Raw genomic sequence first — 11,516 nt, 5'->3', positions numbered from 1 at the left:
TAATGCTTTAAATCAGCTTTAACTTCATGAATTTTAGAAAGTGGGATATCTTTATTAATATAAGCATTTCTACTCATATTACTATTTTAGTCACATTTAATATAAATATTTTTTGTCTAAAACTATAATCAAAAAATAATTTATCACTTAAGTTTTTGAAAGTGCCATCTAAGAACTAATTAATAACACTATTATAATATGAAAAGATATAATAAAAATTTTCAGCTAAAAATTCTTAAGTTTCTAGGAATGGTAATTTCACTATTTTAAATCATATTGAATTTAAAATAAAAAAATAATAAATTATTATCCAACTAATCTAATGTTGGATAATTAGGGCTTTCATTTGTGATTAATAAGTCATGAGGATGTGATTCTTTAATACCACTACTTGTAATTCTTACAAATTGTGCTTTTTCCTTCATAGCTTTAATATTTTCAGCACCACAATAACCCATTGAAGACTTTAATCCCCCTACTAATTGGAATAAAATTTCATTAACTGTACCTTTATAAGGTACAGCACCTTCAATTCCTTCAGGAACATATTTAGTATGGTTCATTTTACTTTTATTACTTTGGAAGTATCTATCAGATCCACCATCAAACTCACTAGTCATTGCACCCATAGAACCCATTCCACGGTATTTTTTATATTGCTTACCGTTCATAACAACAATTTCTCCAGGAGCTTCATAAGATGCTGCAAGTAAATTTCCAAGCATTACTGCATCTGCTCCAGCACCAATTGCTTTTGCAACATCCCCAGAGTATCTAATACCTCCATCTGCAATAACCGGAACGCCAGATTCACTAGCTACATCTGCAACATCAGAAATAGCAGTTAATTGAGGTACTCCTACACCTGCAACAATACGAGTAGTACACATTGAACCAGGACCAATACCTACTTTAATTGCGTCTACACCTCTCGAAATTAAATCTTCTGCAGCTTCAGCAGTAGCTATATTACCTACACATAATTCAGCATCAATATTATCTTTAATAGTCTCAGTGAATTTAACAACATTCATATTATGAGCATGAGCACAATCAATTGAAATAATATCTGCACCTGCTTGATCTAATGCCATAGCCCTGTCTAAATCAAATGGTCCTGAAGCAGCAGCAACCAAATAATTTCCATCTTTATCTCTTGATGCATTAGGATATTGAGATTGATTTAAAATATCTTTAATAGTAATAATTCCAACTAATTTAGAATCGCGAAGAACAGGAAGTCTTTCAACTTTATTTTCATAAGCAATATTTAACGCTTCTTCAGCAGTAATTGGTTCTTCTACAGTAACAACATCAGAAGTCATGATGTCTTTAACTGTTTTATTAGGTTCTACTTTAAGAACTGGCCTAATATCTCTTTTAGATATAATGCCAATAATCTTATCATTTTCAACAACAGGAAGGCCGCTAATCAACTCATCATTCATTTTAGCTTGAACTTCAGATATCGTAGATTCAGGAGTTATTGTAACAACGTCACGAATTGTTAAATCTTCAGCTGATTTTACCTTTTTAACTTCTTCAACTTGTCTTTCTAAAGAATTGTTTCTATGAATTACTCCTATACCACCTTCTTGTGCCATAGCAATAGCAAGTTCTGCTTCAGTTACAGTATCCATAGCTGCACTTAAAACAGGAATATTTAATTTAATACCTTTTCCTAATTCAATTTTAGTATCAATGTCTTTAGGTTCAACACAACTTGCATTAGGTGTAAGTAAAAAATCATCAAAAGTATAAGACATTCTAGCTTCCATAACTTTTTTAGAATACATTTTAACACCTATTCAAATGAATCACATAATTCTTTTAATTCAGCTACAGCATCATGGTGTATTTTACCGGTATTTCTATCACCACCAACACATGCAGCACCTCTAATTCCCACTACATCACAACCAATATCATTTAAAGGTTTTAGTTGTTCTTTTTTAACAGATCCTGCAAGTGCAGTTTTTAAACCATAGCTATGAGTTTCCTTAACAAATTCTTCTAATTTTTCCAAATCTAAATAATCAAACAAAGTATGACCATCTTTAACAGCAGTATCTAACATTGCTAAATCACAATTAGCATCCCTAGCTATTTTTGGAATTTCCATAGGTTCTACTGCACCTACACGATGTGCATCAGCATATCCTGCAGCTACAATAGTTGTATTTGGACTAATATCTTTGATAGTCTTAGAAACATTAGACATTACTTCAACTGCTTCATCATGATTTTTAGTTCCATATAATCCTACTTTAATGTAATTTGCTCCAGAAACATGAGCACCCATTGCTGCTAAAGAAACAGTCCCTGGTTTATAAGGTACATCTCCCAAAGTTGCACTAACAAGTTTATCTTCAGGAGTTAATTCCCTAATTTCCTTAATAACCCATGGAAAATTAGCACCTAAAGACCCTTCTTTAGGATTTTTAACATCAACAATGTCTGCTCCCCCTTCAATAGATTCAAGAGCTTCTTCACGATTTATAGGACTTATTAATAGAAGCATGTATTTCCTCCAGTTTTTAAAATTTAAATAATAATTATAATATTAAGCTATTACATTTTCATTATTTATAATAGTATTGTTTTTTAGCAATGCCGTTCCTAATTTTTTTAATTATTCCTCTTTTATTCATTGTTATGCTACAAAAAAGTAATAACAATTAGATTGACAACATTGTGTTTTTTAGAATAAAAATGAATTAATAAGGAGAATCGTTTTTAGAAATCTTCTTTTTAATTTTACCATGAGCTTTTGGATAAAATCCTAAATCGACAGCAGATTTTCTTATATTTTCAAGAATTTCATTTGTTGGAATAGATACTGGACAATTTAAAGTGCAAAGACCACATAAAGTACACATATAAAGTCCAGAATTAAAACAAACCTCATCATCCTTAATAAATTTAGAAACCGCCACACCACGACCGCCTAAGTAATTATTAAATCCAAATTCATTACCTACTGCATTATAAACTGGACAATGAACAACACAATTTCCACAACCAATACACCATAAACATTCAGGTGATGCATCACTTCTTCCATTATCTAAGAGAATTACAACTACTTTTTCAGATCCATACATATTTTTCAAAAGTTTTTTTTCAATATCTGCTGTTTTAGATGGACCCGATACAATATTTACATAAGATGTAACATACTTTCCTGTTGCATAAATTGTTTCAAGTTTAGAAATGGAAATTGCATCCTCAATAGATGGTACAATTTTATCAATTCCAGCTACAATTATATGTAAATCTTTTAGTGAAACTAAAGAAATATTACCCTCATTATGCACCATTACAATAGAACCCTCTTCAGCAGCAATTGCATTAGCTCCACTTATACCTACATTAGCATTTTTTATACGATTTAGCACATCTTTTTTTACAACATTCATAATTTCATAAGCATCCTCTTTAACATTTGAATTTAGAGAACTATTAACTATTTTTGTTATTTTAGATATATCTAAATGAGAAGCAGGACCTGTTGGATGAACTGGTGCATTATCTGTTTTTTTAAGCTGTAATATTCTATCTCCTAAATCAGTGTCAATAATTTCAAATCCCCTACTATTAAAAATTTCTTTAAAATTAATTTCACCTAAAGTATTTGATTTAGATTTAGCTATAATTTTTGAATCAAAATCTTTAATTAAATCCTGAATAATATCAATTGCATCATTAGAACTTTTAGCAAATTTAACTTCAATATCATTTCTTTTAAAGGAATCAATAGCTTGATTTAGCAGCTTTTGAGAATTTTCAATTGATTCTTTTTTAATCTCACAAACTCTTTTTTCAAGACGTTTAACAGAAGGAGAATCTTTAATATTTGATGATCTTGATTTAACAGTATTAAATGATTTTCTCATTGTTTTAAGTTCACTATTTTTCATTTAATCCTCCATATTTTACTAAAAATTCCGTTAAATCCAACACTTCTAAGTCATGATCTTTTAAATTAAGTTTACAAAAAGGACATGAAGTTATTAAAGTTTTACAATCAGTAGCTTTTGCTTGATTAATTCTAGATTCAACCATTTGATTGGTAATTTCAGGATAAGCAGATTTAACTCCTCCTCCTGCACCACAACATAGACTATTTTCACGAATATTTTTCATTTCGCATAAATTAGCTACAGATTCAATAACATTACGTGGTTCATCAAAAATTTTACAATGCCTTCCTAAGTGGCATGAATCATGGTAGGTAACTTCTAAATCATTTTTAGATAAATTAAGTTTTCTTTCAACTATTAATTGATTAAGTAATTGGGATATATGCATAACATTTAAATCATCATAATCTTGAAGTAATGTTTTATAGCAGCCTGCACAAGATGTTATAATAGTTTCATCACCAAAAATTTCAGTGTTTTTTTTAATTTGAACTTGTGCCTCTTTTTCAAAGCCAGTTCTAAGTAAAACTGACCCACAACATTTTTCATTTTCCAAAATACGATAATCAACATCTGCAAGTTTTAACAATTTTTCTGTAGCTTCTTGGATTGTTGTTTGTTTTTGCCTTGCAGTACACCCTCTAAAATAAATCATATAACCTATTCTTCCTCATCAAGTTGAATTTCATTGTTTAAAGCTATTTCTTTTACTAATTCATTCATATCCTCTTGCATTTTATCTAATTTAAAATAAAGTTTAAATATTATGTAAAAAAGAACAACAAAAGCAACCATAATAATAAAATCAAGTCCTCTGTTTATTCCAAAAATCTTTGCAAAAATCATACTTGAATTAGGAAAAATTGAAAATACAATAACAAAAATCCAAAATATATTCCATAAAGATAAAGTAAATAATGAAATTCTTTCATTTAAATAACGATAAGCAAATGAAACAATAGCTAATATAGCAATTATCGGAAGAATTATAGAATATAATAACATTTTTTCACCTTACTAAAATTGATCTCTAATCATTTGAATTAATATTTTTATTGCAGCTTTTAAATTTGTTCCTTTAGCTTGAGTTTCTGGTGTATAAATTGTTTCGATTGGAACTTCTTCAAATTTAATACCATTATCATTAATTTCACGAATAAACTCAGAAGAAATCAAATAACCTCTAGCATTGATTGTAATTTTATTTAAAGCATCTAATGTTAAAGCTCTAAATCCGGTTTGTGAATCACTTACATCTACTTTATAAAATATTTTAGTTAAAAGATTCATAACCAAATTAGCAAAACCTCTAGATTTTGGCATGTCAGATAAAGGTCTAACTCCAATAACCGCTTGTGTTTTTCTAGTAACTAATGGTTTTAAAACAGGTTCTAAGTCATCAACTGAATGTTGTCCATCTGAATCCATATTAACAATAAATTTTGGATTGTATTTTAAAACAGCTTTAAAACCTGTTTGCATAGCTACTCCCACTCCACGATTAATAATATGGGAATAAATAAATATATCATTAGAATATTTTCTTTTAAACTCCTTTAAAATATCTAAAGTATTATCAACTGAACCATCATTGACAACAAGCACTTTAAAGCCTTTTTGAATAATTGCATCTAAAACTGGTTTAATTCTTGTTGCTTCATTATACGCTGGAAGAATAACATAAGTATTTTGTTTGTCTTCCATTGACATTTTAAAATCTTTATCATTTTCCATTATATGCACTTTATATTATTTATAGTGGACCTGCATCTTCTTTTCCTTCTCGTACACCCATTCCAGCTTCTTTTCGCATGATTTTTGGATGAAACATCATTTTAATTAAGTTTCTAGCATGCTCACGAGCCCTATTCTCTGCTAGTTTTTTAAGTTCTTTTGGATTTTCCTCTTCATTTTCATGGACAAATACCTCTAAAATATGAGTATTAGTCATTAGTTGAGCATTAATAAGACCAGTTGATGCTTCATGAGCACACATCTTATCCTTTTCCATAGGCCCTGGCATTCCAAGTGCCATTACAATATCACAATTTTCCTCTTCAATGAGGATTTTAGCAGTGACAGGTAAATCTTTAACACCTGGAACAGTTTCGCGAATAATTGTTAAGTCTGTAGCATTATTTTTTAATTCATCAATAGCTACTGCTGCCATATCAAAGCGAGCAAATGTTGTATCACAAATTCCAATCCTCATAACTTCACCATTATATTATGGAGTTTGTAATTTTTAATATATAACTTTAATTAATATATAAAGTAGTTAAGATGAAAAAATATTCCGTATTTTAATATATAATTATAAAATATTATTAAAAAAGTGATTATTTTTAATCAAAATATTAAACATTTTATTAAAAAGTCTTATTTTTAAGGTTATTTTCTACTTAGAAAGATGTCCAGTAAAATTAATTTTTATTAAAAATATTGTTTTTTAGCAAAAAACATAGCAAACAAAACTTGAGGATGTGACACAAAATTTTTAATTGATTTTTGTGTTTTATGATTTTTTATATTTTTTCTTATTTTTAGTTGTTTTTTCCTGTTTATTTCGTTATATATTCTTTTTAAGTTGTAACCGATTGTGTATAATTTAAATTCTGTGTTTGTGTTTTTTATTTCTGTTGTTATGAATTCATGGAGTTTTATATTTTGTTTTAGTGTGCAAATGACAATTCTGTGGTTTTTGATCATTTTTTGTGCCCAGTCTGTTTCCATTTTCCGTTACATTCTGATTTTAGAAGGGTTTTCATAGTCTTGAATTGTTCTGTAGTTCTTTTTCTTGCAGCAGATTTCTTTCATGATGTATTTTTTGCATTTGTTTGTCTGGTAAGTTATTCTTTGTTTGTTTTTGTATTCGTATGTTTTTCTTCGATATAATATTTCACCTAAAGGGCAAATATAAGCTTTCAATTTTTGTATTATAGTAGAAATTGTCTTTTTGAAATGGTTTTTCCCATAAATTGTGCTTTTTTCTTTTCTTGAGAGTTTTCTAGTGGATATGTATCCATCTAAGCCTTTTTCTTCTATACAGGTTGTGTTTTCATCAGTTGAATATCCATTATCTGGACTGAATTGGAAATTAGAAGGTAATTCCTCGTAGATTCCATCTAAATTGGTTTTTAATTGTTCTATTGATGGAATTAATTCGAAATGGTCAGTTGGATTTTGTGTAATGTATGATGAGAGTATTATTACTTTGTATTCATCCACAATGGTTTGTACATTGTAATCCCATTCCCATTTGCCTTTTTTATTCATTATCAAGCAAGCATCTGGGTCATTAATGATTATTACATCTTTTGGTGATTTTTTTTACTTTTTCTTCGAGTTCGTTAAGTTTTTTTAAAATTTTTTTTCTGCTTGTTTTAAAAGATTTAAACTTGAAGAAACACAATTTATCTTTGTTTCTATTATTTTTAGAAGATTCTTGAATTTCTTTTTACTGTTTCTTTGAATTTTTTTTATCAGTTAATGATTGGGAACTGAATTTCCAGATTCATCTCCAATTTCTTCATCTTTTTGTTGATCAAGTTCAATATTTTTTTTCAAGGTGTCCTTTCATGATTTTGATTTGGTTTTCATCAGTTAATTATGTTAATTGATGTTTTTGCTTTGATTTTAGTTCCATCTAAGCTCAAATGATGGATTTTTATTAAATCATTTTTTTGCAATTTTTGAATGTTTCGTCGTTAACATAGTCTAATTTATATTATCATCTTTTAAAACCATTAATAAAACAACCATAAATATTAATATCTATAATAATAGGTTTTACTTCATATTATATAAAATTAAAGGAAAATTAGTCTATTAAAATTTAAAAAAAAATTGTGACTTCGTGTCACATTCTCAAAATATAAAAAAATAATAAACAAGCAAAAAATTATTACTTAAAGTAATATAGTTATGATATGGATTTTAAAAAAAATTAATTCATATTTAATAAACTAAGAAATTTATCACAAGCTTCATCAATATTTAAAGGATAGTCCCCACTCATATCAATTCCTTTATTTTCAAGTTTATGAAAAACTTCAGTAATAATAGGAATCTTTAAATTAGCTTTTTTCAGAATATTTGGTTGAGCAAAAATCTCTTTTGGAGTTCCTTGTGAAATAATATGACCATCTACTAAAACAAAAACTTTTTGAGCATAATCCGGAACTAAATCAATATCATGAGTAGATATAATTATAGTAATCCCTTCATCGTTAAGTTCTCTTAATAACTTAATTAAATTAGTAACTCCTTCTGGATCAAGCCCAGCAGTTGGTTCATCTAAAACCATTATTTCAGGTTTCATTGCAAGAATTCCTGCAATAGCTACTCTCTTTTTTTGACCTCCGCTTAAATGATGAGGTGCAGACTTTTCATAACCATTCATTCCTACACGAATTAAAGCTTCTTCAACTCTATTTTGAACTTCTTCCATTGATAAGCCTAAATTTAAGGGACCAAAAGCCACATCTTCTTCTACTGTAGGAGCAAATATCTGATCATCAGGGTTTTGAAATACAATACCAACTTTTTGTCTAAATTTAAGTAAAGACTTTTTATCATATTTAAGTTCTTCACCATCAATAAAAACTTTACCTTCATCTGGTTCATATATACCATTTAAATGAAGGAATAAAGTTGATTTGCCCGCTCCATTTTTACCAAGAATTGCAACCATTTCTCCCCTTTCAATTTTTAAATTAACACCTTTTAATGCTTGATAATCATCATTATATGAATATTTTAAATTGTTAACTTCTAACATTATTAATCCTCTCTTTTAACTGGTTTATAAACTGGAAGTTCGCCTGTATATCCTCTTGAATCAAGAGAATTTTGTAATGTTTCACTTTTATCAAGAGATCTTAAAAATATTGTACTTCCAAGTGCTCCTAAAGATTCAAATGTTGATTTTGTTGTATGATATCCTAATCTTGTTTGCTGTGCTTTTTGCATTGTATCAAGCTCATTTAAAAATATAAATATTGTATTATACATTAAAAGTGCAATTTCAATAAATATTTTTGGAACTTTTAGAGAAGCTAAACAATGCAATATTTTAGCTATTGGTGTAGTTAAAGCTAGAAATCCTAAACATGGCAAACATCCAATTACTCTAAAGAAAGTATATACTCCATAATGTAGAGAATCAGTTGTAACTACAATACCAAAAATTCCTGTTTCATAGATTACTTCACCTTTACCAAAGAAAAATACCAAAAATATACAAGTTAATACAACAAAAAGCATTGGAATAGAAAGAAACTTTAAATATGATTTATAATTAATTTTTGCTATAAATAATATTAAAATTGACATAAAAGTAAATACACAAATATCAACAATTAAATTATCCATTGCTAAGGTAAAAATAAGAAATATTACTGTAAAAAACAACTTAAAATATGGATTTAATTCACTTAAAGCATTATGATGTGCAATATAATCCATATCAAATTTCATAAAAAATCACTAAAAAAATAAAAAAAGCAAAGAAGAAAAATTATTCTTCTTTACCTTGTCCTCTCCAATAACCAAATGCATAACCAATAATTATAGCACCTATAGCTGCTTGAAGAGCAAATAATAAACTTTCAATTTCTCCACTAGGTGGTTCCCATATAGCTCCAGCCCATGGTTCATAACCAGTACTTTCTACAACTTCACCAGCTGCATCATCAGACCCACCAAAGTATCCTTCATCTTCACCAAGGCCATTAAACATTGCTAATGGTGCGATGAATATTACAATACAAACGATTGCTAATATTATTAATGTTGTTCTCTCCATTTAAATCACCTATGCCTCATTAGGAGCTAAAGCATTGAGCTTAGCTAATAATTTTGGTTTGTAAGCTTTTAATCTGTCCCAAATAATCACAGTTAAAATACCTTCCCCAATAGCTAATGGTATTTGAGTTACAGCAAATACAACCAAGAAATTAGTTAATGCTCCAGTAAATGTAGGAGCTGGGAATGCAAAAGCTAATTGGAATGAAGTAGTTACATAAGTTAATAAATCACCTAAAAATGCTGCAAAGAAAATTGCAATGGTTGATGAAATATTAGCTTTTGTTAAACCTTTGTAAATAATCCATGCAACCAATGGTCCAACAATACCCATTGAAAAAATATTTGCACCTAAAGTAGTTAATCCTCCATGAGCAAGTAAAATTGCTTGGAAAAGAAGAACAATAGTTGCTAATACTGCAGTTACTGCAGGACCAAATAATGCTGCACCTAATCCGTTACCACAAGGATGAGAACAACTTCCAGTAACAGATGGTAATTTCAAAGATGATAAAATGAACATAAATGCACCACTTACAGCAAGTAATGCTTTAGATTCAGGTGTTTCATCCGTAATCTTTTTAATTTGTAATATACCATAAGCAACAACGATTAATGATATAACAAACCATACTATACACCATTCTAATGGTAAATAACCTTCCATAATATGCATGTCAAAATTCCTCCGTAAATATCAAAATAAATTGATAGAATTGTCAATAAAAACTTAAATAATAGCTAAAAAAACTAAAGTTTTATTGATAATAATTATTTATATCTTATTAGTATATAAATATATGTATCAAATCAATATTAAAATTTAAAATAAAATAAGAAAAATAAAAATTTTCTACAATGGAAAAACATGCACTGGCATTTCATCATATATAAAGATATAGATTTTAATATCGGATTTTAATAATAGGAGAATAGGAATGGAAATTAAGAACAACTTGATTTTAGCATTAGATGTATTGAGTGGAAAAAAAGCCATTGAAATATGCAATCAATTAACCGAATATATCGATACAATAAAAATAGGTTATCCGCTAACTTTAGCTGAAGGAATTTCAATTATTGGTATCTTAAAAGAAAAATTTGATTTTAAAGTAATCTGTGATTATAAAGTTGCAGATATTGATGCTACAAACTCTAAAATTTGTAATCAAACATTTAAAGCAGGAGCTGATGCAATAATTTGTCATGGATTTGTCGGATCTGATAGTGTTCAAGCATGTTTTAACAGTGCCAAAAAATATGATAAAGAATTATTTTTACTTACTGAAATGTCGCATCCTGGAGCTAAAGAGTTTTTACAAAAAAATGCTGATGCAATAGCTCAAATGGGAGTAGATATGAATATTAAAAATTATGTTGCACCAGCTACAAGACTTGATAGATTAAGGGAAATTAGAAATATTGTTGGTAATGATGCATACATTATCTCTCCAGGTGTTGGAAAACAAGGCGGAGATGCTAAAAAAACATTAAAATATGCTAATGCAATTATTGTTGGAAGAAGCATATATGAATCTGATAATCCTAAAATTGCATGTGAAAATTTAATCAAAACATTAAAATAAACTAAAATTATTTTAGGCACTGTCAATTTGTTAGCTCTTGGTCATATTTTTTTAGTTTTTTTCTTTTTCTTTGATTTTTTTTTGTGTTTTATGTTGTGTTTGTGAAAAGATTTAAATATTAGTTGTTGTTTTCTTGTTGTGATGGGTTTTAATACTAGTTTTTTGCGTTTTTTATTTCTTTTTAAATCTTTCTAATTTTTGA

The 11,516-nt window shown here is 28.2% G+C and carries 14 protein-coding genes; 1 reads left to right on the top strand and 13 read right to left on the bottom strand.

Going from position 1 to position 11,516, the window contains the following annotated elements; all coding sequences use genetic code 11:
* Nucleotides 1–314 precede the first annotated feature (314 nt).
* The 13 genes from guaB to cbiM form a co-directional block, all read right to left on the bottom strand.
* Entirely contained in the window at nt 315–1,796 is a 1,482-nt protein-coding gene (gene guaB, locus MBORA_RS06660) for an IMP dehydrogenase (RefSeq protein ID WP_042693856.1), read from the bottom strand.
* An 8-nt stretch (nt 1,797–1,804) separates the two neighbouring features.
* Nucleotides 1,805–2,521: a (5-formylfuran-3-yl)methyl phosphate synthase gene (locus MBORA_RS06655; RefSeq protein ID WP_042693858.1), complete on the bottom strand. Its 717-nt coding sequence runs from the start codon at nt 2,519–2,521 to the stop codon at nt 1,805–1,807.
* Between the two features lie 196 nt (nt 2,522–2,717).
* The gene (locus MBORA_RS06650) at nt 2,718–3,920 is read right to left on the bottom strand and encodes an LUD domain-containing protein (protein WP_063720424.1); all 1,203 of its coding nucleotides are present in this window, start codon (nt 3,918–3,920) and stop codon (nt 2,718–2,720) included.
* Entirely contained in the window at nt 3,910–4,578 is a 669-nt protein-coding gene (locus MBORA_RS06645) for a (Fe-S)-binding protein (RefSeq protein WP_063720423.1), read from the bottom strand. The genes MBORA_RS06650 and MBORA_RS06645 overlap by 11 nt, the downstream gene beginning before the upstream one ends.
* A 5-nt stretch (nt 4,579–4,583) precedes the next feature.
* Entirely contained in the window at nt 4,584–4,928 is a 345-nt protein-coding gene (locus MBORA_RS06640) for a DUF2304 domain-containing protein (protein ID WP_042693859.1), read from the bottom strand.
* 12 nt (nt 4,929–4,940) lie between these two features.
* Nucleotides 4,941–5,657: a glycosyltransferase family 2 protein gene (locus MBORA_RS06635; RefSeq protein WP_042693861.1), complete on the bottom strand. Its 717-nt coding sequence runs from the start codon at nt 5,655–5,657 to the stop codon at nt 4,941–4,943.
* 19 nt (nt 5,658–5,676) lie between these two features.
* Nucleotides 5,677–6,135, bottom strand: coding sequence for a riboflavin synthase (ribC, locus tag MBORA_RS06630; protein ID WP_042693863.1), 459 nt, complete (start codon nt 6,133–6,135; stop codon nt 5,677–5,679).
* A gap of 221 nt (nt 6,136–6,356) precedes the next feature.
* The gene (locus tag MBORA_RS11185) at nt 6,357–6,656 is read right to left on the bottom strand and encodes a hypothetical protein (protein WP_231475920.1); all 300 of its coding nucleotides are present in this window, start codon (nt 6,654–6,656) and stop codon (nt 6,357–6,359) included.
* A gap of 6 nt (nt 6,657–6,662) precedes the next feature.
* The gene (locus MBORA_RS11180) at nt 6,663–7,199 is read right to left on the bottom strand and encodes a hypothetical protein (RefSeq protein ID WP_231475921.1); all 537 of its coding nucleotides are present in this window, start codon (nt 7,197–7,199) and stop codon (nt 6,663–6,665) included.
* 670 nt (nt 7,200–7,869) lie between these two features.
* Nucleotides 7,870–8,703: an ATP-binding cassette domain-containing protein gene (locus MBORA_RS06620; RefSeq protein ID WP_042693865.1), complete on the bottom strand. Its 834-nt coding sequence runs from the start codon at nt 8,701–8,703 to the stop codon at nt 7,870–7,872.
* A gap of 2 nt (nt 8,704–8,705) precedes the next feature.
* Nucleotides 8,706–9,401 carry a cobalt ECF transporter T component CbiQ gene (gene cbiQ / locus MBORA_RS06615; protein WP_042693867.1) on the bottom strand — a complete coding sequence of 232 codons (696 nt, stop codon included), beginning with the start codon at nt 9,399–9,401 and terminating at the stop codon, nt 8,706–8,708.
* 40 nt (nt 9,402–9,441) lie between these two features.
* Nucleotides 9,442–9,729, bottom strand: a complete 288-nt coding sequence (locus tag MBORA_RS06610; RefSeq protein ID WP_042693869.1) for an energy-coupling factor ABC transporter substrate-binding protein — start codon at nt 9,727–9,729, stop codon at nt 9,442–9,444.
* Between the two features lie 9 nt (nt 9,730–9,738).
* Nucleotides 9,739–10,404 carry a cobalt ECF transporter S component CbiM gene (gene cbiM, locus MBORA_RS06605; protein ID WP_042693870.1) on the bottom strand — a complete coding sequence of 222 codons (666 nt, stop codon included), beginning with the start codon at nt 10,402–10,404 and terminating at the stop codon, nt 9,739–9,741.
* Between the two features lie 262 nt (nt 10,405–10,666).
* Here cbiM and pyrF point away from each other — a divergent pair, with 262 nt between their 5' ends.
* Complete coding sequence (pyrF, locus tag MBORA_RS06600) at nt 10,667–11,314, top strand: orotidine-5'-phosphate decarboxylase (RefSeq protein ID WP_042693872.1); 648 nt, start codon at nt 10,667–10,669, stop codon at nt 11,312–11,314.
* Nucleotides 11,315–11,516: the final 202 nt, after the last annotated feature.

The organism is Methanobrevibacter oralis (assembly GCF_001639275.1).
GTDB lineage: Archaea > Methanobacteriota > Methanobacteria > Methanobacteriales > Methanobacteriaceae > Methanocatella > Methanocatella oralis.
The sequence above is the reverse complement of the archived record's forward strand: the minus strand, read 5'-3'. Positions and strand labels throughout refer to the sequence as shown.